The sequence below is a fragment of the Alkaliphilus flagellatus genome, assembly GCF_018919215.1.
Classification (GTDB): domain Bacteria; phylum Bacillota; class Clostridia; order Peptostreptococcales; family Natronincolaceae; genus Alkaliphilus_B; species Alkaliphilus_B flagellatus.
In genome coordinates this window covers 331165-357484 of the sequence record NZ_JAHLQK010000004.1, presented here as the reverse complement: position 1 = coordinate 357484, position 26320 = coordinate 331165, and the positions used below count along the sequence as shown (strand labels likewise).

General features: G+C 31.3%; 24 protein-coding genes. 18 read left to right on the top strand and 6 right to left on the bottom strand.

The genetic code is table 11. From position 1 onward, the window contains the following. Positions 1-115: 115 nt before the first annotated feature. The 16 genes from KQI88_RS12025 (at position 116) to KQI88_RS11950 (ending at position 18419) form a co-directional block, all read left to right on the top strand. Positions 116-1201 carry an FMN-binding protein gene (locus KQI88_RS12025; protein ID WP_216417635.1) on the top strand — a complete coding sequence of 362 codons (1086 nt, stop codon included), beginning with the start codon at positions 116-118 and terminating at the stop codon, positions 1199-1201. A 209-nt stretch (positions 1202-1410) separates the two neighbouring features. Further along, entirely contained in the window at positions 1411-1773 is a 363-nt protein-coding gene (locus tag KQI88_RS12020) for an FMN-binding protein (RefSeq protein WP_216417633.1), read from the top strand. 182 nt (positions 1774-1955) lie between these two features. After that, positions 1956-3044 (top strand): pyruvate dehydrogenase (acetyl-transferring) E1 component subunit alpha, encoded by a 1089-nt coding sequence (gene pdhA / locus KQI88_RS12015; protein ID WP_216417631.1) that lies wholly within the window; start codon positions 1956-1958, stop codon positions 3042-3044. Further along, complete coding sequence (locus tag KQI88_RS12010) at positions 3044-4027, top strand: alpha-ketoacid dehydrogenase subunit beta (protein WP_216417629.1); 984 nt, start codon at positions 3044-3046, stop codon at positions 4025-4027. The genes pdhA and KQI88_RS12010 overlap by 1 nt, the downstream gene beginning before the upstream one ends. 14 nt (positions 4028-4041) lie before the next feature. After that, positions 4042-5358, top strand: coding sequence for a dihydrolipoamide acetyltransferase family protein (locus KQI88_RS12005; RefSeq protein ID WP_216417627.1), 1317 nt, complete (start codon positions 4042-4044; stop codon positions 5356-5358). 192 nt (positions 5359-5550) lie between these two features. Continuing rightward, positions 5551-6942, top strand: a complete 1392-nt coding sequence (gene lpdA / locus KQI88_RS12000) for a dihydrolipoyl dehydrogenase (protein WP_216417625.1) — start codon at positions 5551-5553, stop codon at positions 6940-6942. A gap of 318 nt (positions 6943-7260) precedes the next feature. After that, positions 7261-8475: a response regulator gene (locus KQI88_RS11995; RefSeq protein ID WP_216417623.1), complete on the top strand. Its 1215-nt coding sequence runs from the start codon at positions 7261-7263 to the stop codon at positions 8473-8475. A gap of 61 nt (positions 8476-8536) precedes the next feature. After that, positions 8537-10192, top strand: coding sequence for an HD domain-containing phosphohydrolase (locus KQI88_RS11990; RefSeq protein ID WP_216417622.1), 1656 nt, complete (start codon positions 8537-8539; stop codon positions 10190-10192). A gap of 76 nt (positions 10193-10268) precedes the next feature. Then, positions 10269-10760 carry a PRD domain-containing protein gene (locus tag KQI88_RS11985; protein ID WP_216417621.1) on the top strand — a complete coding sequence of 164 codons (492 nt, stop codon included), beginning with the start codon at positions 10269-10271 and terminating at the stop codon, positions 10758-10760. A 381-nt stretch (positions 10761-11141) separates the two neighbouring features. Next, on the top strand, positions 11142-11627 hold the full coding sequence (locus KQI88_RS11980) for a PTS sugar transporter subunit IIA (protein WP_216417620.1): 486 nt from the start codon (positions 11142-11144) through the stop codon (positions 11625-11627). 12 nt (positions 11628-11639) lie between these two features. Next, complete coding sequence (locus KQI88_RS11975) at positions 11640-11903, top strand: HPr family phosphocarrier protein (RefSeq protein ID WP_216417619.1); 264 nt, start codon at positions 11640-11642, stop codon at positions 11901-11903. A 17-nt stretch (positions 11904-11920) separates the two neighbouring features. Beyond that, on the top strand, positions 11921-13627 hold the full coding sequence (ptsP, locus tag KQI88_RS11970; protein WP_216417618.1) for a phosphoenolpyruvate--protein phosphotransferase: 1707 nt from the start codon (positions 11921-11923) through the stop codon (positions 13625-13627). 168 nt (positions 13628-13795) lie between these two features. Continuing rightward, the gene (locus KQI88_RS11965; RefSeq protein WP_246579271.1) at positions 13796-15757 is read left to right on the top strand and encodes a type I glutamate--ammonia ligase; all 1962 of its coding nucleotides are present in this window, start codon (positions 13796-13798) and stop codon (positions 15755-15757) included. Positions 15758-16012: 255 nt separating this feature from the next. After that, positions 16013-16420 (top strand): YtxH domain-containing protein, encoded by a 408-nt coding sequence (locus KQI88_RS11960; protein WP_216417615.1) that lies wholly within the window; start codon positions 16013-16015, stop codon positions 16418-16420. 34 nt (positions 16421-16454) lie between these two features. Then, a complete protein-coding gene (locus KQI88_RS11955) occupies positions 16455-16856 on the top strand; it encodes a hypothetical protein (RefSeq protein WP_216417613.1) in 402 nt (133 codons plus the stop codon). A gap of 18 nt (positions 16857-16874) precedes the next feature. Continuing rightward, positions 16875-18419, top strand: coding sequence for an HD domain-containing phosphohydrolase (locus tag KQI88_RS11950; RefSeq protein WP_216417611.1), 1545 nt, complete (start codon positions 16875-16877; stop codon positions 18417-18419). An 81-nt stretch (positions 18420-18500) separates the two neighbouring features. Here the strand turns inward: KQI88_RS11950 and KQI88_RS11945 are convergent, their stop codons facing one another. The 3 genes from KQI88_RS11945 to KQI88_RS11935 form a co-directional block, all read right to left on the bottom strand. Further along, entirely contained in the window at positions 18501-19325 is an 825-nt protein-coding gene (locus KQI88_RS11945) for an ABC transporter permease (RefSeq protein ID WP_216417609.1), read from the bottom strand. Next, a complete protein-coding gene (locus tag KQI88_RS11940; protein WP_216417607.1) occupies positions 19315-20094 on the bottom strand; it encodes an ABC transporter ATP-binding protein in 780 nt (259 codons plus the stop codon). Before KQI88_RS11940 ends, KQI88_RS11945 begins: the two co-directional genes overlap by 11 nt. An 85-nt stretch (positions 20095-20179) precedes the next feature. Then, complete coding sequence (locus KQI88_RS11935; protein WP_216417605.1) at positions 20180-20689, bottom strand: dUTP diphosphatase; 510 nt, start codon at positions 20687-20689, stop codon at positions 20180-20182. Between the two features lie 360 nt (positions 20690-21049). On the opposite strand from KQI88_RS11935, the gene KQI88_RS11930 reads away from it, so the two are divergent. Together KQI88_RS11930 and KQI88_RS11925 are read left to right on the top strand one after the other, a co-directional pair. Beyond that, entirely contained in the window at positions 21050-22747 is a 1698-nt protein-coding gene (locus KQI88_RS11930) for a PAS domain-containing sensor histidine kinase (protein WP_216417603.1), read from the top strand. Between the two features lie 304 nt (positions 22748-23051). Continuing rightward, positions 23052-23240 carry a Spo0E family sporulation regulatory protein-aspartic acid phosphatase gene (locus tag KQI88_RS11925; RefSeq protein WP_216417601.1) on the top strand — a complete coding sequence of 63 codons (189 nt, stop codon included), beginning with the start codon at positions 23052-23054 and terminating at the stop codon, positions 23238-23240. A gap of 18 nt (positions 23241-23258) precedes the next feature. Here the strand turns inward: KQI88_RS11925 and KQI88_RS11920 are convergent, their stop codons facing one another. The 3 genes from KQI88_RS11920 to KQI88_RS11910 form a co-directional block, all read right to left on the bottom strand. Beyond that, the gene (locus tag KQI88_RS11920) at positions 23259-24440 is read right to left on the bottom strand and encodes a cation:proton antiporter (RefSeq protein WP_216417599.1); all 1182 of its coding nucleotides are present in this window, start codon (positions 24438-24440) and stop codon (positions 23259-23261) included. Between the two features lie 32 nt (positions 24441-24472). Beyond that, positions 24473-24826 carry a P-II family nitrogen regulator gene (locus KQI88_RS11915; protein WP_216417597.1) on the bottom strand — a complete coding sequence of 118 codons (354 nt, stop codon included), beginning with the start codon at positions 24824-24826 and terminating at the stop codon, positions 24473-24475. Positions 24827-25009: 183 nt separating this feature from the next. Then, the gene (locus tag KQI88_RS11910) at positions 25010-26230 is read right to left on the bottom strand and encodes a cation:proton antiporter (protein WP_216417595.1); all 1221 of its coding nucleotides are present in this window, start codon (positions 26228-26230) and stop codon (positions 25010-25012) included. Positions 26231-26320 lie beyond the last annotated feature (90 nt).

Here is a 26320-nt window from a genome sequence, read left to right as displayed (position 1 = left end):
CATATGAAAAAATAATAAACTTAACTGATAAGGCTGGGGAATACCTCGGCTTTATCATTGTTAATATAGTTATAAAACTATTATGAAATTCTAATTATTTTAAGGAGGTAAATTTATGAAAAAAAAATTAGCCTTAGCATTAGTCGTTGCATTAACAATTGGAGTATTTGCAGGTTGCACTAAGCCAGCAGAAGAAACTTCAGGTAATTTTACTGATGGTGAATATGAAGGTGTTGGTGAAGGTTTTAAAGGAGATATTAAAGTAAGTGTTAAAGTTGAGAATGGCAAAATTACAAATATAGGTATTCTTGAAATTGATGAGACACCTGGTATTGGTGATGAAGGTGTAAAGGAAACTATTAAAAAAATTATTGAAGCACAATCAACAGAAGTGGATACACATTCTGGTGCTACAATTTCAAGCAATGGAACTATGGAAGCAGTGGCAGTGGCATTAGGTTTAAAAGAAGCTAAGGTTGCAGAAAAACCTGTAGAAGATGCTAAAGCTGATCCAGAGCCTATGACATTTGTTGATGGAATATATGAAGGATCTGCAAAGGGATTTAAGTCTGACATCAAAGTAAAAGTTATAGTAGAAGGAACTAAAATTACAAGGATTGATACTTTAGAGATTGGCGAGACAGAAGGAATTGGTGACGACGCTTCTAAAGAAATTATTGATAATGTAATTAAGTTCCAGTCAACAGAAGTAGATGCAAAATCTGGAGCTACAGTTTCAAGTAATGCTACTATTGAAGCTATATTAAATGCCTTAAATAGTGAACCTGTTAAAGAAACTGCAGAGGAGCAAGTAAAATCAGAAGAAAAACCAGCAGAAAAACCTGTTGATAAGCCGGCAGAAAAATCAGCAGAAAAGCCTGCTGATAAGCCAGCAGAAAAACCGGCAGAGAAACCTGCTGAGCCGGCTGCAAGTGGTTATAAAGATGGAACATATGTAGGAAAAAGTGAAGGATTTTACGGCGATATCGAAATTAAGGTTACTATAAAAGATGGAAAGATTACAGCAGCTACTATAAATAAGATGGATGAAACAGAAGGTGTAGGAGACGTAGCTGTTAAAAAAATTGCTGAGCAAGTTGTAGCAAAACAAACAGGTGATGTAGATGTAGTATCCGGTGCTACAATTTCAAGTGAAGGTGCAATTAAAGCTGTAAAGGATGCATTAGGCCAAGCGAAATAAGAATATATTGAAACTTGATTTATATGCGAGGTTTATTTATTGACATATATGTCAATATTAGTCTTATAAAGATTGAATATATTTTTATAATGATGTTGCATTATTTACTAAAAAGATGTAAAATTATCTCGAGTTACTTATTAATCCAGAGTTATTAATATGGACAAAAAATTACTTAAAATTTATATTGTATTAAGGAGGATTTTAAAATGAAAAAAAGATTAGCTTTAGCATTAGTTGCTACATTAGCAATGGGAGTATTTGTAGGATGTTCTACTAAGACAGAAGGAGATAAAGCAGCAGGAGCATACAAAGATGGTACTTATGAAGGGGTAGGGCAAGGTTACAAAGGAGATATCAAAGTAAGTGTAGAAGTTAAAGATGGTAAAATCAGCAACGTTGCAATATTAGAACAAGAAGAAACAGAAGGTCTTGGTGATGCTGCAGCAGAAGAAGTAGCTAAAAAAATTGCTGAAGCTCAATCTACAGAAGTAGAAGCAGTATCTGGTGCAACAGGTTCAAGTAACGGAACTATGGACGCTGCTAAAGATGCATTAAGCAAAGCAAAATAGTTTAATTTAAACAGTAAGAAAAGCAGCTCTGCTGCTTTTTTTATATATATTTAGAAAAAACATGATCCATAATTTGGATCATGTTTTTTTATTGAGAATAATAATAATAATGTTATAAAAAGATTTTTATGGATATATAAATAATAACGAATATCAGTATCGATTGAAAAGGAGGTAACATTATGCTTTTTAAAAATTATAATCCATTGGATAAAAAGATGTTTCAAATTATGGACGAAAATTCTAATATTACAAATGAAGAGTATATGCCAGATTTAAATAAGGAAGAACTATTAACGATGTATGAAAATATGATACAAACTAGAGAGGCCGATTTAAAAGCTCTTATGTATCAAAGACAGGGAAGAATGCTTACCTATGCACCTAATATTGGGCAAGAGGCAGCCCAAGTAGGTAGTGCTTTTGCTCTGGAAAAGAAGGATTGGATGGTACCATCTTTTAGAGAGCTTGGAGCATGGTTAACTAGAGGAGCAGACCTTAAAATGATATATCTTTACTGGTACGGTAATGAGTTTGGTAGCTATATGCCAGAGGATTTAAAAATTTTACCAGTATCAGTACCTATTGCAAGTCACCTTAATCATGCCGTAGGTATATCATGGGCATCTACTCTACAAGGCAAGGATGAAGTATCTATTGCTTATTTTGGTGATGGTGCAACTTCTCAGGGAGATTTTCACGAGGCTATGAATTGGGCCGGAGCCTTTAATACACCAACAGTATTCTTATGCCAGAATAATCAGTTTGCGATTTCCGTTCCTAGAGCAAGTCAAACTAGTTCAGAAACAATTGCTCAAAAAGCAGTTGCATATGGAATGCCCGGAATACAAGTGGATGGTAATGATATATTAGCTATGTATGTTGCAACTAAAACAGCTATAGAAAGAGCTAGAAGAGGTGAAGGACCAACATTAATTGAAGCCTACACCTATCGCATTGGAGCCCACACAACTAGCGATGATCCAACACGTTATAGAACAGATGATGAAGTTGAAGTTTGGAAGAAGAAAGATCCTATAGATAGAATGAAAAAATATTTAATAGATAAAGGATATTTGAATGAGGAAGAAAATGATAGGCTAGTTGAAAAGTGCGGAAAGATAGCAGAGGAAGCTTTTAAATATGTAGAAGCTAACGGAAAGACAAAACTAGATGATATATTTAAATATCACTATAAGGAAATGACACCTCAATTATTAGAGCAGATGGAAGAATATAAAGAATTTTTAAGTGGAAGAGGTGAATTATAATGACTGCAATTAATTTATTACAAGCTGTTAATCTAACATTAAAACAAGAGATGACAAGGGATTCTAGAATTATTGTATTTGGTGAAGATGTAGGATATGAGGGTGGTGTATTTAGAGCAACTGTAGATTTACAGAAAGAATTTGGAAAGGATCGTTGCATGGATTCACCATTATCAGAGTCTGCAATTGTAGGGGTAGGAATTGGTATGGCAATTAACGGAATGTTACCAGTAGTAGAAATGCAATTTATGGGATTCTCTTACCCAGCTTTTAATCAAATAATTAGCCATGTTGCTAGAATGCGAAACAGATCGAGAGGTAGATTTAGTGTTCCTATGGTGATAAGAATGCCCTATGGTGGAGGAATTAGAGCTCTGGAACACCACTCCGAAAGCACAGAAGCTATATATTCACATATTCCAGGTCTAAAGGTAGTTATACCATCTACCCCTTATGATGCAAAAGGATTATTGGCTGCTGCAATTAGAGATGAGGATCCAGTAATTTTCTTAGAACCAAAACGTATTTATAGAGCATTTAAACAAGAGGTACCCGATGAGGAATATATTATACCAATTGGTAAAGCTAATGTAGTAAGAGAAGGCAAGGATATAACCCTAATTTCCTGGGGTGCAATGATGCGAGAAACTTTAAAAGCTGCTGATCTAGCTAAGGATAAAGGTATTAATGCTGAAGTAATTGACCTAAGAACAATATCCCCGATTGATAGGGATACCATTATTGAATCAGTTAAAAAGACAGGGAGAGTAGTTATTGTACATGAGGCGACAAAAACTTTGGGAGTAGGTGCTGAGTTAATTTCTATTATTAATGAAAAGGCATTTCTATATTTAGAAGCTCCTCCAGTTAGAGTAACTGGTTTTGATACTCCTTTCCCATTGCCACAGGGGGAACATCATTACCTGCCTAGTCCAGAAAGAATATTTAATAAGATTATGGAAACTGTCAACTATTTGACATAAGGAGGTGTTAATATATGTTTAAATTTAAGTTCCCAGATATTGGGGAAGGAATAACAGAAGGAATATTAACTAAGTGGTTAGTTAAGGTAGGAGATAATATAAAGGAAGGAGACTCTTTATTCGAGGTCGAAACAGACAAAGTAACTACAGAGATTCCATCTCCCGCTTCAGGTATAATAGATAAACTGAATGGGGAAGAAGGAGAAGTAATATATGTTGGAAATGTAGTGGTAGAGATTGTAACTGATAATAAAGATGAAAGTGCTATAGACATATTAGAAGAAGGGCAAACTGTAAAGTCTGAAAAAGTTGAAGAGGAAAATGCAGGTGTTGTAGGTGCTTTGGAAGTATCAAATGAAATAATGGAAAGTAGTACAGAAGGCAGAAATACAGAGGTTAAGGAAGAACTAAAGAAAAAGGTATTAGCTACACCAATGGCTCGAAAGATAGCCCACGATTTAAATATTAATATTAATGAAATTCTTGGAACAGGTCCACAAGGTAGGGTAATGAAGGCTGATATCCAAAAAGAATATAATGTACAAAGCAACAAATTAAAGGATAATGAAAATGTTATTGTAGATAATAAAGAAAATATAAGTGTTAATGTTAAGGAGAATACAATAGCAGGACATGAAGAAAGAATTAAACTCACTTCCTTAAGAAAAACTATTGCAAAAAATATGGTAAAATCAATGTATACAGCTCCACATGCATTGTGTATGGATGAAGTTAATGTAACAGAGCTTGTAAATTATAGAGAAAAGGTGAAAAATTTATTTATAGATGATAAGGATGTTAAGTTTACCTATTTACCGTTTATTATAAAGGCAGCAATACTTGCATTAAAGGATAATCCAAAATTTAATGCTCAGTTAGATGAAGAAAATGATGAGTATATCATTAAAAAATATTACAACATGGGTATAGCAGTTGATACAGAAGATGGTTTAGTTGTTCCTATAATAAAAAATGCGGATAAAATTGGTATGTTAGAATTGATGGAGGAAAGTATCCGTCTTAGTCAAGCAGCTAGAGATAAAAAACTAAAGCTTGATGAGATCAAAGGAAGTACATTTACAATAACTAATTTTGGCTCATTAGGTCTAAGTACTGGAATGCCGATTATTAACTATCCAGAGGTAGCTATTTTAGGAGTTGGAAAAATTGAGCAAAAACCAGTTGTAATTGATGGTGAGATTGTAATTAGGTGGATATTGCCATTAGCATTATCTATAGATCATAGGGTGCTAGATGGAGGAGATGCAGGAAGGTTCATAGATTCCTTGAAAACATATATAACAAATCCAGATAGACTTATTTTGTATTAATATTAACGAATCTATTAAATCCTTCTTAAAATTTAAGAAGGATTTAATTTGATTATAGAATACTATTAAAAACAAGTATAGAATAAATTAATAGAATAAAAGAAGGAGTTTGGTATATATAAGTAGAAAGTATAAATATTTCGCAAATTTCAAAAAATAGTGCTATTAGAATAGCTGGAGGGAGGAAGTTTAGTGAAAAACTATGATGTAATAATATTAGGTGCAGGACCTGGGGGATATGTAGCTGCTATTAGAGCTGCACAATTAGGTGCTGCTGTAGCATTAATAGAGAAAGAATCTATTGGTGGGGTTTGTTTAAATTGGGGATGCATACCTACAAAAACTCTTTTAAAAAGTGCAAAAACCTATCAAAATATTTTACATGGAGAATTTTATGGTATTGAAGGGATAGAGTCGGACAAAATAAAAGTAAATTGGCAAGCAATGGTAGATCGTAAAGATAAAGTAGTAGACAAACTAGTTAGCGGTATAGAAGTATTACTTAAAGGTAATAAAATAGACATATATAAAGGTTTTGGAGAGTTTATTGACAAAAATCATATTAAAGTAGGAGACGAAACATTATATGGAAAGAATATGATAATTGCTACAGGTACAAGTCCAAAAGCTCCTAATATTCCAGGAATTAAGGACTCTATTGATAATGGCTATATGATTACAGCTAAAGGGCTACTTTCTATGGAGGAACTACCAAAATCTATGGTTATACTTGGTGGAGGAGTTATAGCTGTTGAGTTTGCTACTTTAATGAATGCTCTAAATGTAGATGTAACATTGATTCAGCGATCTGGTAGAATACTGTCTGGTATGGATGCTGAAATGGCTAATACTTTAACTAGACAATTAAAGAAAAGCAAGGTAAAGGTTGTTACAAATACATCCTTAAAGGCTATTGATGGCAAAAAGGTAATTGTAGAAGTAAAAGGTAAAGAAGAAATTTTTGAGGCAGAAAAAATTCTTTTATCTCTTGGAACTACGCCTAATTTAGATGGATTACAAAAGCTAGATCTTAAAGTAGGACCTAGTGGAATAGAAACAAATGAGAAAATGGAAACTAATATTGATGGAGTATATGCTATTGGAGATATAAATGGAAAATATAGCTTAGCTCATGTTGCTAGTGCAGAAGGAATAGTAGCAGTAGAAAATGCTATGGGTGGTAATGAAATACTTAATTATAATGTAATACCATCTTGTGTATATACTTTTCCAGAACTAGCTTCAGTAGGATTAACTGAAGAAGAGGCAATAGAGAAGGGACTCGATATTGTTGTAAACAAGTTCCCGGTTAATGCTAATGGTAAAGCTATGGCTGAAGGAGATACTATTGGTTTTCTAAAAATTATAGCAAACAAAGAATATGGAGAAGTATTAGGAGTCCATATTATGGCTTCTACCGCTACGGATATGATCTCAGAGGCTGTTATGGTAATGGAGTTAGAAGGAACAGCAGAGGATATTGCTAAGGCAGTTCACCCACATCCTACTTTGTCAGAGATGATGATGGAGAGCGCCCATGGCATATTGGGATATCCTATACATTCACTAAATAAAGGTAAGTAATATTTTAAAACTAAAAATCTTATTTTAAAAAGAGCCAAATAGGCTCTTTTTTACTCATTTTTCCTATTATACAGATAAGGGTCTAAAGTCCCAAATAATAGGAAATGTTGTTGATTTTATAAATAAAGTAGGAATTTATCAAAAAATGTAGAATTAAATACTGTAACATAAATTTAATATAACTAAGAGTTTTATCTAGGATGTTGATTTTAACGAATAGACAAAGATTATTTTTAAATATCTGCATATAAGCCTCATAGTTTCTAGGAAAAATTTAGAGTATAATATTGTTACATTAAAAACAAAGGGGGCAGATAAATGATTACTTATAAAATTCTTATACTTGATTTTGGGAAAAATTCATCTACAGATATGAAGAATTTACTTAGAAACCACGGATATGAGGTAGTACAAAGATATATAGAAGATAGTTACGTAGAGAATGTATTAAAAGAAATGCCCCATATCATTTTAATAAATTGTTTTTTCGATAATAAAAAACCAGTGGAAGTATATAATATCTTGAAAAATGATGAGCGTACAAGAATAATACCTATTATTGCATCAATTAATTCACACAATGTAGAGCAAAAGAAAAAGTGTATTTCATTAGGAATAGATGACTATATAACCTATCCTTTAGAAGAAGAGGATTTTATTTTAAGAATAAAAAACCAGACTAAATTAATAGAAGTACAAAGACAATTAACTATGTGTCAACATGCCCTAGAAGAAAATTTAGATATGGTTGAAAAGCAAAGAAATGAATTAGAAATAAATCTGAGCTTAGCTTCAAAGATACAAGAAGCTCTTATACCTAAGTCCCTTGGAAACATACCTAATTGCTCCTTCACTTGGACTTACCAACCATCCGGAAGAGTTGGTGGAGATATATTTGATGTTTTTATGCTCGACGATGATCATCTTGGTTTATATATGATTGATGTTATGGGTCATGGAGTTGCTTCTTCCATGTTGGCTGTTACATTGTCGGAAACCTTAATTTTAGATGTGGATAGAGGATCACCTTTGAAAAGAAAGATAAACTATCCGCCATATTATGAAATTATATCACCATTGGAAGTTGTTAATTATTTAAACAAGAGATTTCCTTTTGTAAAGTATAATCATTACTTTACTATATTTTATATGGTTTTAAACATAAAAACAGGGGTAATGAAGTATGTAAGAGCTGGACATCCTACTCCTTTGCTAGTGAAGGATACAGGTAAGATAATAGAATTAGATGCCTATGGTACTCCAGTAGGTTTTGAATTTAGTGAGGGGTATGAGGAAAAAACAGTATACTTTGACTCGGGAGATAATCTAATTATTTACACAGATGGTTTGATGGAAGTAAAAGATGAAACTGGTAATCCAATTGAATATGAAGGTATTGTTAATTATATTCAAAAAGAAGCGGACTTTGTTAATGGGCACTTAACTATGGAATTAAATAAATTAGTAAGAGCACAATCTAGTTTAAAGGATGATTTGTCAATATTAGAGATGCGTTGGATAAAGTTTATTTAGTGCTCTAAATAACAACTATGACAACTATAGATAGTAAAGTAATATTAATAGGAGAGGTATAATGAAGTTAAAACATAAACTGCCATTAGTGAGTATTTTATTATTAATAGTCGCCTTTGTTTCTTTGTGGTTAGGAACCCAAAGAACAGCATTAAATTTTATTATGGATTATCAGCATAAGATGTCTCTTTTAAATATTGAAACACGAACCAAAGATATAGAACATAGTATTAACGATGGGAAACATAAATTGAAACGTATTATCGATAAATTAGATATTACTCATTTAAACTGGCAGAAAAATTCACCTTATTTTTATAATGAATTAGAAGGTAGTGCATTTGATAAAATAGGTCTAGTTTATAGTGATAGAACCTATAATATTACAGGAAGTGATGTTTTAGGAGATCTTTCTGATAGAGAATATTTAGAGCAAGTATTTGAAGGGGAAATTGTTATTTCTGATCCCATATATTCTAGATCTGATGGAACATATCAAATTGTTATTGGTATCCCTGTAAATAATAATTATGAAGTAGTAGGAGCAGTAATTGGTACAATTCCTATGATCAATATTGAAGAAATCATTCACTCCTTAAATATAGAAGGACGTGGCTATGGATTTTTAATAAACAAGCATGGAAATGTGATTTTACATCCCAAATCTGATGAGATCCCATATGACAATTTTTTTCAATATAGTGGTATAGATCGTTTTCATGCCAAAAATGGCTATATACCTTATGAAAATTTTAATAAAATTAAAAAGTATGCTTTTTTTAAGGAATTAGAAGGAACAGAGCTTTTTATAGTAATATCAATTAATCAAAGCGATTTGTACTCACCTATTACAAGGATTTTTAATAAGAATCTTATGATATTTTCGCTTGTTCTCATACTAGTTTTATTTTTGACTAATATACTTATAAAAAAGATGCTTAAACCTATTAATAGCTTAATAGATGGAATGAAAAAGGTTGAAGATGGAGAATATATTCTGCAAGTACCTGTAGATAAAATGGATGAAATTGGAGATATTGCAATACAGTTTAATAAAACTATAGAAGCAATTTCTTTTAGAGATGAAGAATTACAGGCATTAAATGAAGAGTTAGCAGCAAGTTTTGAAGAAATTAATCAAACTAGTGACAAATTATTACAGTCTTATTTTGATATAATTAGGGCCTTAGTAACAGCCATGGAGCTAAAAGATAGCTATACTAAGGGGCATAGTGAAAGAGTAATGGAGTATAGCTTGATGTTAGGCAAAAAAATAAATTTAACAGGTAAAGAGCTAGAGATACTACGGCATGGTAGCATTCTGCATGATATAGGAAAACTAGGAATTCCAGATAATATATTGTTAAAACCAGACAAACTAAGTGATGAGGAATATCAATTTATACAAAAACATCCAGAAAAAGGTGAGGCATTTATCGGAAATCTAGAGTTTTTACAGGATTCTCTATCAATTATACGTAATCATCATGAACGTATAGATGGGATGGGTTATCCAGATGGTCTTAAAGGTGACGAAATACCACAGTTAGTTAAAATTGTCACTATAGCAGATTCCTATGATGCAATGATTACTAACAGAGCATATAAAAAACCTTTAAATAAAGAAGAAGCTATTAAAGAACTAATAAAATATAAGGAAATTCAATTTGATTCTTATTTAGTGGATAAATTTATTGAAGCAATTTTAGAATCTTGACAAAATTTTATGTTTTGGATATTATAATAGCATTAGATAGCTTTTAAATTAAATTATCCACAGGAGGAATAAGAAGGTGTACATTATTAAAAAAACATTAAATAATAATGTAGTAATTGCTACTAAAAATGACCTTCAATACATTTTGGTGGGTAAAGGTATAGGATTTGCTAAAAAGGAAAATGACATAATTAATGATGAAAATAGCATTGAGAAGGTATTTGTTTCATTAGATATTTTTAACAATAAAGATATTGATGAGGCGATTTTAGGTGTAGCTCAGGAGATTATCGCTATAGCAGAAAATGATTTAGGTGAAAATTTAAATAATCGTATTCATGTTGGGCTAACTGATCATATTCACTTTGCTATTAAAAGAATCTATGATGGAATAAATATTACTAATCCTTTTTTAAGTCAAACTAAGGCTTTATACGAAGAGGAATATAATATTGCTGCTAAGGCTGTTGAACTAATACGTGAACGGATAGGAATAGATGTCCCAGAAGATGAAATAGGGTTTATTGCTCTTCATATTCGGGCAAGTAGACCTAATATGCAAGATTAAATAGAATTTAGTATTATTTTAAATTAAATAAACAATAAAAGCGTGTTACTGACTAAATCAGGCATGAGCTTAAGAAAAGCCCATGATATAAATATATCTATTATAAATTGATATATTTATCTTATGTTTTTTCTTATGCTCATGTCTTTCTTATTCTCTAGAAAAGTATAAGCTTTTTTATTATTGAAGATTTCTAAAAAAGGTAGCATGCTGGAAATACTTTGAGCACAGCGTAATTTAAAATGCAACAGAGTCAACGTAATAGCGTAATATGACTTTTGTTATATACAAAGTTTTGTACTATAAATGTATAAAGTGTGTTGCAAAAGATACAATCATTAATAGTGTATTACTAAATTAAACTAACAGGAGGCGAATTAAATGTTTGGATTATTTAAGAATAAAAAAAATGTACTAGTAGTTGGAGCACCATTAACAGGAAGGCTGATTAATATTGAGGAAGTGCCAGATGAGGTTTTTGCAGGTAAAATGGTTGGGGATGGTATGGCTATTGAGCCAGTAGAAGGTAAAGTAGTGTCACCAGTGGATGGTGAAGTGATACAAGTGTTTCCTACAAAGCACGCAATCGGTATTAAGTCTATTAACGGTATAGAAATATTAATCCATATTGGTTTAGAAACAGTTTCACTAGATGGAAAAGGTTTTGAAACTCATATAAATGTTGGAGATGAAGTTAAAAAAGGCCAGCTTATATTGACCTTCGATTTAGAATATATAAAAAGTAATGCTAAGTCAACTATATCTCCTATTGTTATTACTAATATGGATGATTTAGAAAAACTAGAAAAAATGAAATCAGGAGAAGTAAGCCAAAGTGATGTAATTATGAATATAACTAAAAAATAAGGAGATGGTATTATGTTAGAAAAGAAAATAACTATTAAAAATGCTACAGGAGTACATGCTAGACCAGCGAGTTTACTGGTTAAGGAAGCTACAAGATTTAAGTCAGATTGCTTCCTAATTAAGGGCGACAAAGAATATAACTGCAGAAGTATTATGAGTATAATGGGTATGGGTGCAAGACAAGGAGACGAAGTTACTTTGAAGGTATTAGGAGAAGACGAGAAAGAAGCCTTTGAAGCAATATCAGATTTAATCGAAAGAGGCTTCGATGAATAAAGTAGGGAGGAAAATTTATGTTTAAAGGAACCGCAGCTTCACCAGGTATTGCTATAGGAAAAGCATTAGTTTATAAAGATGTGGATTTAAACATTGACAAATTAAATATTTCAGAAGTAGAAAATGAAAATAAAAAATTGCATGATGCTATTGAAAAAACAAAAATACAACTAAGGGCTATCAAGAAAGAAGCCACAAAAAAACTTGGCACCGAACAAGCTCAAATATTTGAGGCCCATTTAATGGTATTAGAAGACCCAGAGCTACTTTCTCAAATAAAGGATAAAGTTAATAATGAAAAAATTAATGTAGAATATGCTACAAAGGATATAATAGATAACTTTGTTTCTTTATTTGAAAGTATGGATGATGAATATATGAGGGAAAGGGCAGCTGATATAAAGGATGTAGGAATAAGAATATTAAAAAACCTATTAGGTATTGAAATAGTTAACTTAGCATTATTATCAGATGAAATTATTTTAGTTGCGCATGACCTTACACCTTCAGACACTGCTACAATGAATAGGGATAAGGTACTAGGCTTTGTAACAGACATAGGAGGAAGAACAAGCCATACAGCTATTATGGCAAGATCTTTAGAAGTGCCAGCAGTTGTTGGATTAAAAAATATAACCTCTACTATCAATGATGGAGATACAATAGTATTTGATGGAGAAGATGGAGTTGTGCATGTTAATCCAACAGAGAATGTATTATCTTTATTCCAGCAGAAAAAGAAAGATTATGAAGTAACAAGAAGAGATCTTGAGGCTTTAAAAGGAATGCCAACGGTTTCGAAGGATGGAAGAGTTGTAGAGTTAGCAGCTAATATTGGGACACCAAAGGATATAAAAGGTGTTATAGAAAATAGTGGAGAAGGAATTGGTCTTTATCGTACAGAGTTTTTATATATGAATCGTAATAGTATGCCAACGGAAGAAGAACAATTCCAAGCATATAAGGAAGTTTTAGAAGGTATGGAAGGAAAACCGGTAATCATTAGAACTTTAGATATTGGTGGGGATAAAGAATTACCATATTTAAATCTTCCAAAGGAAATGAATCCATTTTTAGGATACAGGGCAATACGCATATGCTTAGATCAAACGGAAATTTTTAAAGTCCAATTGAGAGCATTACTTAGAGCCAGTGTTTATGGTAACCTAAAAATTATGTACCCGATGATTTCATCTGTAGAAGAAGTAAGGGATGCTAATAAAATTTTAGAAGAAGTTAAAAATGAGCTAGACAGAGAATATATTTCATATAGTAAGTCTATTGAAGTTGGAATAATGGTAGAAATACCAGCGGCGGCAGTAATTGGAGACCTTTTAATTAAGGAAGTAGATTTCTTTAGTATAGGAACTAACGATTTAATTCAATATACTAAGGCAGTAGATAGAATGAATGAGAAAATAAGTTATTTATATGACCCTTTTAATCCTGCAATTTTAAGAATGATAAAAATGATAATAGATTATGCCCATGAAGGTGGCAAGTGGGTAGGTATGTGCGGTGAAATGGCTGGAGATAAAAACCTTATTCCTATTCTACTTGGATTAGGATTAGATGAGTTTTCTATGAGTGCCGTATCTATTTTACCTGCAAGAAAGATTATAAGTGAGATTTCATATAGTGATATGAAAAAAATTGCTGAAGTAACTTTAACGCTTCCTACTTCAGATGAGATAAAAGAATATATAAAGGATCAGCTTAAATAAGGATTATATGTAATTTAATATAATAATTTTTAAAAATACATCTGTTGTAAAATAGGTGTATTTTTACATATTTAGGCATAATTATGCATTTACAATTTAATACAATTAATATATAATAAATATTAAAAATTTTATTTAATAGAGAATATATTAATTGGAGGGATAATTATGAATGAATTACTAGAAAAATTATTAATGGAGCCTATGCTATATTGCCTGCCCCCATGGACACATAGCAGAGAAAATCTTACTATACTATTAAAGGCTCATCCTTCAATTCAATTTGTTTCTTTAGTAGCTGTGGATTTAGGAGGAAATGATACAGATGAAAAAATTCCTATTTCTTTATTTATTGATGAAATGGAAAGATTTTTTAATGTAGGTGTTCAAACCGATGGATCTAGTGTTGTTCTCCATGGTATTGCAACATTAAATAATGCAAAGGTAGACTTAGTTCCAGATCTTTCTGTTAATTGGTTTGTTGATTATAATTATGATCATATTTGTAGTTCTACTGGGCTACCAATAGGAACATTGAGAATACCTGCATTTTTAGTGCATAATTCAAAAAAAGTAGATTCGAGATCTATATTGAAAAGAGCTATAGATTATTTTACTTCAGAAATTAAAGTATTATTTAACCAATATCCTCATATTAGAGAAGATTTAAATATATCTATGGAAGAAAATATTGATGATATAGTTTTAACCTCTGCTACAGAATTAGAGTTTTGGGTAAAAACCCCTGGTGATTCAGCAGATGAAGAAAAATTATCAACATCACAAATGTTGAAGGAGCAATATTGGAAGCGTACTAAGGGGAGTGTACGTACTGCATTGGAAGAAACTATACTTTTACTTAATAAGTATGGTATAGAGCCAGAAATCGGACATAAAGAAGTTGGGGGAGTTAGTGCCAAAATAGGAGTAAATGGTAAGTTGAATCACGTAATGGAACAGCTGGAAATAGTTTGGAGATATAGTACAGCTATTCAAGCTGCAGATAATGAGCTGTTTATTAGGGAAATTATAGAAGAAACCTTTAAACGGCACGGGTTAGAGGTAACCTTTATGGCAAAACCTATTGAAGGTGTAGCTGGTAGTGGAAAGCATATACATGTAGGTGTAGGGATTAGGCTTAACAGTGGTAGATATATTAATATTTTTACACCTAAAAATAAAAATACTGATTATATGAGTATCTTGGGCTGGGGAGGACTTTCAGGAATACTTAGAAACTACGAGGTGGTAAATCCATTTATAACTTCCACTAATGATGCTTTTAATCGATTAAAGCCAGGTTTTGAAGCACCAGTGTGTATAGTAAGTGCAATAGGTCATAGCGCAGATATTCCATCTAGAAACCGTACAGTATTAATTGGTCTAATTAGAGATATAAATAATCCAAGGGCTACAAGATTTGAGGTAAGATCATCAAATCCTAGCACTAACACTTATTTAGCCTTAGCTGCACTTTATCAAACTATGATTGATGGAATTAAGGCTATGGTAAAGTCGGGTATGACATCAAAAGAATTAGAGATAGAATTTTCTAAAGGACAAGGAGAAGAAAAATTTTATCTGGAAAAGGATAGAGTGTATAGAAGTGAAGAAGATGTATTCGAATATTACACAGAAGAAGAAAGACGTAGTATGTTTGGTATACCACCTGTAACAGTATGGGAAAATATTAAGAACTTTGACTTAGAGTCATATAAAATACAAATATTATGTTCGGGAGAGGTTTTTAGCCAAGCAATTATTGATTCTTATCGTCAAGCTACTATTACACAATGGGTTACAGAGTTGATAGGTAGAATTATTCCTGATAATATAGATTTAGTAAGAAGTTGTAAAAAGATTCATAGCGAAGATACAACAAATGAACTGGATGAGGTAAATTGGAAAAATGTTAATGAGTTAAGAAATTGTTTAATGAAGGATAGCTTAGATAGAAAGGCTTTATTTTCTCGAATGAGAGAAGGAATTGAGTTAGAGAATTATGATTTAACTTCGAAGTTACAATTAGAAATGAATGAAAAAATAACCTTATTAAAACAATTATATATAACATATCGTAGAAATTTATTTGAAGAAGGTAGTGAAGAAGGTAGTTATTTTTGGCATTAATTTAAAGATTTGAGTTATTTAAGCAAAGCTTGCTTTCTCTCGGCATTTAAGAGATATTAAGCTTTGCTTTTTTATTGTGGAATAAAGTATAGGATAATCTTTGCGTAGACATATGAGAATTTTAATAATTTTAAAGGAGGAAAATTATACCTAAGTAGAGAATATTAAATAGGTTAAAATCATTGTTTTCTAGTTTATATATTGGGTATAACAGGAAATATAGAGTATTAAATAATTATATAAGAAGGAGTGGTAATGATGCATATTAAAGAACTACAGAAAAAGGTGGAAAATATACGAAGAAGATTAGATCCTGAAGTAATTGAAAGAGAAAAAAGAATAGAAAAGACAAAGGGTTTAGTAAAGGGTGCAGCTATAGGCAGTATTATAGCTGGGGCAACAGCTTTATTTCTTTCGCCTGATAGTGGAAAAAATAATCGTAAAAAAGCTAAAGAAGAATTAGAGAAGGCTAAGGAGGTTTTAGAAACAAACCTTAATGAAGGTAGAGAAAAATTATCTAAAGTCTATGAGTTAAAAAAGGAAACAATAGAAGCTAAGAAAAATATGTTAAAAGAAAAATTAGACTTAAATGACAATATGAATATTATTGATGATATAGACTTGGAAGAAATAGAAGAAGAATTAGCTACAGATGAATATTAATATAAACTATACATAGGAAAAGGGAAGGGATAATATGGATGCTCAAATAACTATTGGACAGCTGATTACCGTACTATTTGCTATAGCTGGCGGCGGAGTACTAGTTGTTCTATTTAAAACATTAGCGAATCTTAACCAAATTTTTAGTAATATAAATAAAATTGTACAACGTAATGAAGTTAATATTGATAGCGCTTTAAATAGCCTACCTAATATACTTGCGAATACTGAAGAAATTACTAAAAGTGTAAATGAAGAAATGCAGCACGTTTCAGGAGCAATTAAAGCCATAGAAGAAACTGTAGAATATACAGCTTCTGCTGCACAGGTTGTTACTGAAGATATTGTTTTGCCAGTAAAGGATATATTAGAAATATTAGCGTTAGTTAAAAGTATTTTTATTAAAGATAAGAAAAAAGGTTGGTTTGAGAAATAAGCAGAAAGAGATGTTGAAATGATTAATTTTAAGAAACTTAAAATTAAAAATATAGTAAAGTGTATAAGTTATATAGCTGTAATATCAATTGTTTTATTTGCTACAATAAACTTTACTGTTATTAAAAGCCTGAATGAAAGATCTAATATAACTAAGGAAATATTTAGTAGATATGTTGTGTTTTCCATAATAATAGTAATAGTGTTATTAGTATTACTTGTATTTGCATTAATATTTATTAGGAGGATCGTAAATACTGATGTTCCTTACATACTTCGTAGTTTCAAAAATTTAAGCAATTTTAGCTATGATATGTCCGCTGTAGATAGCTTTGTCCCTTACTTTGGTGAAGAAAAAGAGTTAAAAAGGTTTGTTGGAGATGTATTTAGGGAGCAAATATTTTTACAAGAAATTAAAAATATTGCTGCTAATGAATACGTTTTAGATGATGTGTTAGAAAAGATATTAAAAAAACTAAACGCCTTTGTTAGAGTAGACAGAATAGGAGTAGCATTTGTAGACTATGAAAAAAAGCGAATTGTAGCTGAAACTGGAAAGATGAACTACGGAAATGTATTACTAGGACCTGGATTTGAGGTAAGTATGGATCAAACCTCTTTAACTGAAATGCTTATAAGTAAAAAATCTGTATTTAGTAATGATCTTGTAGCAGAGTTAAATAAAAAGAAATCTGGAAATAGATCTTTAGATTTAATTGTGAATGAAGGGATTAAATCTAATATGATACTTCCTCTTATTATAGGAGATAAGGTTTTCGGTTTTTTATTTTTTAGTTCCTTTGAAAAAGGAAGTTATAATAAAAAGAGCCTTAGAATAGGAGAGAATATTGCTAATGCCATAGCTACAATAATAGACCAAACTTATTTAACTAAAAAAATGCTAAATAACATTACTTTAACTTTTGCAGATTTAGTTGAGAAAAAAGATTTAGAAACGGGAAATCATATTAATCGTATGACAAACTACTCTAAAGTAATTGCGGAAGGTCTGTTAAACTACAAAAATAAAAATTATAGAGTAAATAATTCCTTTGTTTATGATATGGAGCTTTATGCGCCTCTTCATGATATAGGAAAGATAGGTATACCCGATAAAATTTTAGGTAAGCCAGCAGGACTAACAGCAGAAGAATGGATGGTTATGAAGGAGCATACAAATATTGGAGCAAACATATTAACAAACCTAAGGGACAGTTTGAAGATTTTTAGAAAACAATTCTATCAAATGGCAATCGATGTTACAAGATACCATCATGAAAAATGGGATGGAAAAGGTTATCCTTATGGATTAAAAGGAGAAGAGATACCACTGGCAGCTAGGATCGTGGCTGTTGCAGATGTATTTGATGCATTGTCATCTAGAAGACCATACAAGGAACCAATACCATTTGATAGTGCTGTAGATATTATTAAGGATGGAAGTGGAACTCATTTTGATCCCGAACTTGTTGGTGTATTTATAGACAATCTACCAAAAATAAGAAAAATATATGATAAAGATTTTGGAAATAACAATTTTAGTAGTAATAAAATATTATCTTAATAATTAAGTTAGAAGTAATAGAATGTGTTGTTAAATAGTAATAAAATAGGCACTAGAGAAATTTCTCTAGTGCCTATTTTATTACTGTCGCCATTTTAAAAATTTATCTTCTAGCCATGATATTAACTGGTACATTATAGCTGTGGCAACTGCTAAAATAATAACACCCGCCATTACAATATCTAATCTAAATACTTGACCACCATATACAATTAAATATCCTAAACCAGACTTTGATACAAGAAACTCTCCTACTATTACACCAACCCAAGTCATACCAATATTTATTTTAAAAGTATTTATCATAGTAGGTATACTTGCAGGAAAGATTACTTTTTGGAGTATTTGAAATTTGGTTGCACCAAAGGTAGTCAACATTTTGATCTTTTCTGCATCTACTTCTCGAAAACCATTATAAGTTGCTAATATAGTTACAATAAGAGAAATGGTTAAGGCAGTTACAATAATACCGCTCATACCTGCCCCAGCCCATATAATTATAATAGGTCCTAATGCTATTTTAGGCAGTGCATTTAATACAACTAAATAAGGATCTAAAACCTTAGCCGCAAAGTCAGACCACCATAAAGCAATGGCAACAACAGTTCCCAAAATGGTTCCAAGTCCTAGTGCAATTAGTGCTTCCAAAACAGATACTAATGTATGCTTAAAAAGAGAGCCGTCTACAGTCAGTCTACCTATCAACATAGCAATATCAGAAGGTTTACTTGTAAAGAACGGATCGATCCATTTAAGGGTAGCGGCAACTTCCCACAGCACTAAAAAACCGATTAAAACTCCTATTTGCCATAGAAGAACCTTCATATTATAGCCTTTAACAAAACGAAGGTATTCTAGATGATTATTAGAATGTTGTTGCTTTATAACCTTTGTATTATTTGACATATACATCCAGCTCCTTCCATATTTTATTGAAGTAATGTCTAAACTCGAGAGCTTCACGACATTTAATAGGACTTTTTTCACCGTTGCAGGTAAGTTCAATATTATGGATGCTTTTTATGCGAGCAGGTCGATTAGATAATACTACCACTTTATCAGCCATAGAAATAGCTTCTGATATATCGTGAGTTACCATTATGGCTGTCTTTTTTTCTCTACGTAAAATGTTAGTAATATCGTCACTAACAGCAAGTCTGTTCTGATAATCTAATGCGGAAAAGGGTTCGTCCAATAGTAATAAATTTGGTTCAATTGCTAGAGTTCTAATTAATGCAACTCTTTGCCTCATTCCACCAGATAACTGATTGGGATAATGATCTTTAAAATCAGCTAATCCATAGGTATCAAGTAGTGATATAACACGCTCTATTGACTCATCATTTACTTTATTTTGAATTTCTAATCCAATCATTACATTTTCAATAATTGTTCTCCAAGGGAATAGATGATCATTTTGAAACATATATCCAATACTCTTGTTTGTTCCATCTATCTTATTACTATTAATAAACACTTCGCCCGAACTAGGCTTTATTAATCCAGCAATTATAGATAAAATCGTTGACTTACCGCAACCACTGGGACCTACGATAACAAGGATTTCACCCTTATCAACATCGAACGTAAGGTCATCAAGCGCTTTTGTTTCTCCGTCCAAAGTGTGATAGATTTTAGATACATTTCTTATTTCAACAAATTTTCCATTGTTCATGTAGTTACCTCCTCTAGACAATATCAATGCATAGTAAATCTATATGCTATATAATATGAATAGGGAGATATTGTGTTCCTTTCTATTATTCTTCAATAACATAGTGTTTTCTATAATATTCATATACCTCATCAAAAGTAAATCCAAGATTTTTTGCAAGGTGAACATACCTTGCAAAAAGGTTTACATAAATAGTAAGAGAAGTAAAATAGTTATCATTTAAAATGTTATTTTTCAATAGTGATATCTGGTCAAAAATAGATGAAAAAAGCTTAACTAAACTTTCTTCCTCCTCCACCATACTAATTGCGTCTTTATCTATAATATTAAAATTATGAATATTTCCGATTGACAATAAAAACTTCATGGCATCTATATACCTAACAAACATCTTTTCTTTAGGAATATTTTCTTTAGCTTTAGAGTACTTATAACATTTTGTAAGATTTGCGATTTCAGCAGTTTTAATTTGTAGAGCTAAAAACCTAAGGTCAAAGGTGTTATCCCTTCCAAGAGCATCCTCTTCTATTTGAGCTAATGTTTTTATATTTCGTTCTATTATTTCTTGTATTTTAAACAATTGATATAGTTCCATAATATCCCTCCATCGATTAATATATAAATATTAGCACTAGGTACTAATACTTAATAATATTATTATATACCATTATTTTATTTTGTAAATATTATTTTAGTATTAAAACACACATAATTTAAATATCATCCTTTAAAAACACGTATAAATATATGTAAAATATTCCTATAATTACAGGAATATATAATTTATTGTCGAATACTTATACCATCTATATAGAATATAATAAAAGTCTCTACCAAGGCTTTCAAATCAAAGAAGCCTTTATTGTAATTGGTTTTATGAAAAGTATATATTAATAAATTTATACTTGTATATGCATTATAAAGAAATTAGTCGTTTTATAGGGAGGAATTAAAAATGCTAGTCACAGGGGGACAAAGCGATTATAGTGAAGACATCACAGTGCATAGCTGCAATACAGCTAGATCATTAAGTAGTTACCTTAATGATAAAGAAAATGGAACATGTGAAAGGGATAGTTGGCATTTTAGTAATGGTGATTTAATTATGATAATATTTGAAGCAACTACTAGAAAAATTGTTAGCGTTAACGATGCTGCCTGTAAATTTTATGGCTATAGCAAGGAAGAACTTTTATCTAAATGTATTAATGATATTAACACTTCAACATATGAAGAAATATGCGATAGAATTGAAAAGACAAGAAGCAATATAGAAAAAAGATTTACTACGCAACATAGAGTCGCTAGTGGAGAGATTAAGGATATTGAGGTTTTCAGTAATCCATTTACACTAAATGATCAAGAATTAATTCATAATATAGTGTTTGACATTACAAAGAGGATACAATACGAAAAAGAACTAATGGAAAGTAAAGAAAGATATAAAAGATTAGTACAACTATCTCCTTATGCTATTATGGTGCATACAGGTGATAGATTTATCTTTGTAAATAAGGCTGGGGCTAATTTATTTGAAGTATCTAATAGAAAGCAATTAATTGGAGTATCTATCAAGGATTTTATTCATGAAGACTTTAAGGATGTTATAATAAAGAAAATTGATAAAATAAAAAAATCAAAGGAGAAAGTATTAGAGAGGGAAATTAAAATTGTAACTACCACTGGCAAGGTAGTAGATGTTAGTATGAACTTAAGCCTTATACAATATGATGGCGAAGAGGTTATAATGACAATTTTGACAGATATTACAGAGCGAAAAGAAAAGGAAAGACTTTTAAAAGAGGCTGAAGAAGACAAAGAAAAGATGAATGAAATGATGGAATATGATAAATTAAGGACTGAATTCTTTGCTAATATATCTCACGAACTCAGAACTCCGATTAATGTAATTTTAGGTTCACTGCAGTTAGTAGATAAATATGAGGATGAATTTATCTTAAATCCACATAAATTAAAGAAACTGGTCGGAACTATGAAACAAAATTGTTTTAGACTTTTAAGATTAATAAACAACTTAATAGATATTACAAAAATTGATTCGGGATTTTTTACATTAAGCCTAGAAAATGTTGATATAGTAAAAGTTATAGAGGACATAGTACTATCGGTGGCCAACTACTATACTGGAAATATAGGAGTAGAAATAATATTTGATACTGATGTAGAAGAAAAGATAATGGGTTTTGATCCAGATAAGTTAGAAAGAATTATGCTAAATCTTTTATCTAATGCTTTAAAATTTACTGATAAAGGGGATAAAATAGAGGTTTATGTATATGATAAAAATGAGAAAATAATGATTTCTATTAAGGATACGGGAACGGGAATTCCAGAAGAAAAATTAGATATTATATTTGATCGTTTTAGACAAGCAGACAAATCCTTAACTAGAAATCATGAGGGAAGTGGTATTGGTTTATCTCTAGTAAAATCCTTTGTAGAGATGCACGGTGGCAGTGTTAGTGTTAAGAGTGAATATGGTAAGGGCAGTGAATTTATTATAGAAATGCCAGCAAAACTAGTTTCTGATTCTAATAACAGAAAAGATTTTGGAACGATGAGCCAAGATAATAAAAATATAAAGAGACACGTAGAACGAATTAATATTGAATTCTCTGATATTTATACATAGAACATAATAGGAAAGGAACCTTTTAAAAGGGGGTTCTTTTTTATGTGTTTAACCTATAGTCTAGGGGGTAAAAAACTTATAATTATACACTATAATCATATAAATAGCAAAAAAGAACATATGTTTAAAAAACTGAGTAATAAATGGTAATATAGAATTAATAGGAATTTGCAGACTCTTTTAACCTAAATTTATTAAATCTCATTTTAGAGTTAACATTTATAGGCTTATATTTGAACTGGTCTTTGGTTATAGAATATGTGATAAATTGGTAAAAATAAAAGACTAAAGGAGTTTGGACACAATGAAAACTAAAGAAAAAAGTAAAATCCAGTTAGATATATTAAAAGATAAATTACATAGAATGTTGGATGACAGTAATGGAATAATTACAGATGAGATAGTTAAAATTAGTCAAGCTTTAGATGAGATAATTATTCAAGAAACAGAAAGACATAATTATGCTAAAAAAAATAATACCACTCATGAATGAGAGGTATTGGGTTTAAATTTAATTAGTTTTTCCACCATTAATTTCACCAGATTTTTGGATAGCATATTTAGCTAATACTGGTCCGAACACTTCATAAAATAGTACACCACCGAGGACCACTGTTGTTAATGCAACGCCTATCTGAGGTAATTCCTGGCGTACAATCATAGATAAACCAATAGCTACACCAGCCTGTGGTAAAAGTCCAAGACCTAAATATTTTACAACATTATCATCGCATCCTGTAGCTTTAGCAGATAAGCCGGCACCAATAATTTTACCAAGAGATCTAGCTACAATATAACCTATTCCTAAGGCACCAACTTTTGTAAGAACATTTAAATGTAAGCTAGATCCTGCTAATGTGAAGAAAAATAAATATATTGGAGGAGTAAAGTCGTTAATAAGGGAAAATACGCGTTTGGAATTATGCATTAAGTTAACAAGCGTTGCTCCCATCATCATACATGTAAGTAAAGCAGAGAGATGAAAAACTGAAGCTAATCCACTACCTGCTACAATAGAAGCTAAAATTAAGGCTAATAGTTCTTCTTGATTTTGGGCTTTGTTAGCTAAGAAAGTAAGCAGTATTCCTAGAATAAAGCCTATACCAAGCGATCCTATGATTTCTATAATTGGTTGAAACATCATTTGAATAAATGAAGAGTCACTTGTACCAAAGGATAATTTAGCAATGGCCATTGCAATACCAAATGCTATAACGCATACAGCGTCATCGATGGCTACAACAGGTAAGAGGGTTCTAGTTAAAGGACCTTCAGCCTTATATTGCCTGATTATCATTATTGTTGCTGCAGGAGCTGTAGCTGCTGCAATACTTCCTAATACAATACTAAATGCAAAAGACTCTCCTAATATATAATGACTTGTTAAAAACACCAATATAACTGCGGTGAGAGCCTCGGCTAATGTAATAATAACGATTCTTTTTCCTACCTTTGCTAGGTCTTTAAGATTAAATTCACTACCTATACTAAATGCAATTGATGCTAAAGCGACTTCGTTAACAATTCCAAAACTTTCTACATCTAGATCAGAAACTATTCCAAGAATTGATGGACCTATCAACAACCCGCCCACTAAATAACCAGTAACATAAGGGAGATGGAGGTATTTAGCTAATCTACCTCCTAATACTCCAATTAACAGGATGATACCAATTTTTAACAACAGATTCAATTTTAATGCGCCTCCATATTTTAAGATTAATGCTACTTAGTATTCTTTGGTAAGCCATAAACGTTTCCGACAGGAACTGTAAACATAAGGCCTATACCTGGCTTACAGATATCACCAATAACACTGTTAATAGCATTAATAGCTTTGTCTAGAAGTTCTTGGCTCTCGACCACTGTAAAAACCGTTTTATTGTATGGTCGTGAGCTATCTAAAAAACTTTTTAATGATCCAAACAGAGGAATTTGTCTGTTTACATTGCTAGCAATAGCACTTGCCATTCCTTGACTATCTAAAATAGTCGCGCCTTTTACTCCAACTTCTACAAATGCAGCTAAAATATCATCTAGGTATTCTGTTTCATTAAGAACTAAAAATAATATATGCATTTCTTCACCTTCTTTCAGTATCATAATCACTATTTTTATTGTATACAAAATATTAATTTTTTTCAACTTCTTCTTTAGATGCAATACTACATAATCTAATATATATCTTTAAATCAGAAAAATGTAAAAAGCACCTAATATAATAAGTGCTTTTAAGTAATATAATAAGAAAAAATTTCTATACTAACAGGCTTGTTCTATAGTTTTTTCTAATATATTATCTGTGGCTCTTTCTGCTCCGTTAATTTCTCCAGCTTTCTGAATTGCAATCTTCGATAGAATAGGGCCAGAAACTTCATATACAAATACACTAAAAAGAATAACAGTAGTTATGGCTTCACTAAATTGAGGTAGTTGCTGTCTAACAATCATAGACAAACCTATCGAAACACCACCCTGTGGCAATAGGGCAAGTCCTAAATATTTAACAATTACATCATCTGCCTTTACTGCCTTTGAGCCTAAGGCAGCCCCTAACATTTTACCAGCAGCTCTTGCTATAATGTATCCTATACCTAATGCTCCAACCTTAGCGAGAACACTTAAATGTAAGCTTGCTCCTGCCAATGTAAAGAATAATAAGTAAATTGGAGGAGTGAAATCATTTGCAATTGTAAATACACGGTTTGAATTGTGCATTAGATTCACAAGTGTTGCTCCAAGCATCATACAAGTTAAAAGAGGTGATAGAGCTAATGCATTAGCTATGCCTGTTCCAGCAAAAATTGATGCTAGCATCATTGCTAACAACTCTTCTTGACTATTTGCTCTGTTTGCTACATATGTTAATAAGATTCCTAATACAAAGCCTAATATAAGAGAACCAAAAATTTCAATAAGTGGATTGCCAATCATCTGTAAAAATGAGCTATCTGCTGATCCAAGTGATAATTTAGCCATAGACATTGCAATACCGAAGGCCATAATACCAACAGCATCATCTATTGCGACCACTGGTAATATAGTTCTAGTCAAAGGGCCATCAGCTTTATACTGCCTAATTACCATAATTGTTGCAGCAGGAGCTGTAGCAGCTGACATTGATGCTATTACAATACTGAATACAAAGGATTGATCAAATATATAATATGTTACTATAAATACTAAAAGTATTGCTCCAATAGCTTCAGCTAATGTAATAATAACAATACTTTTGCCTACTTTTAGCATATCCTTTAATTCAAACTCACTACCTATACTAAAAGCAATAGCAGCTAATGCAATTTGATTGATAATTGAAAAAGCCTGAACATCTTGGTCTGTAATTAACTTAAAAAAAGATGGACCAATAAATAAGCCAGCTACTAAATATCCAGTTACATTAGGAAGACTAAAGCGTTTAGCTAATCTTCCACCAAGAATACCTACCAATAATACGATGCTGATTTTAAAGAGTACATCCAATTTATATTTCCCCCTATGTAGTAAATTAATATGTATAATTATGTATAATACAGTTATAAAGCTAAAAATAAAAAGAATAAATCTCTAGTT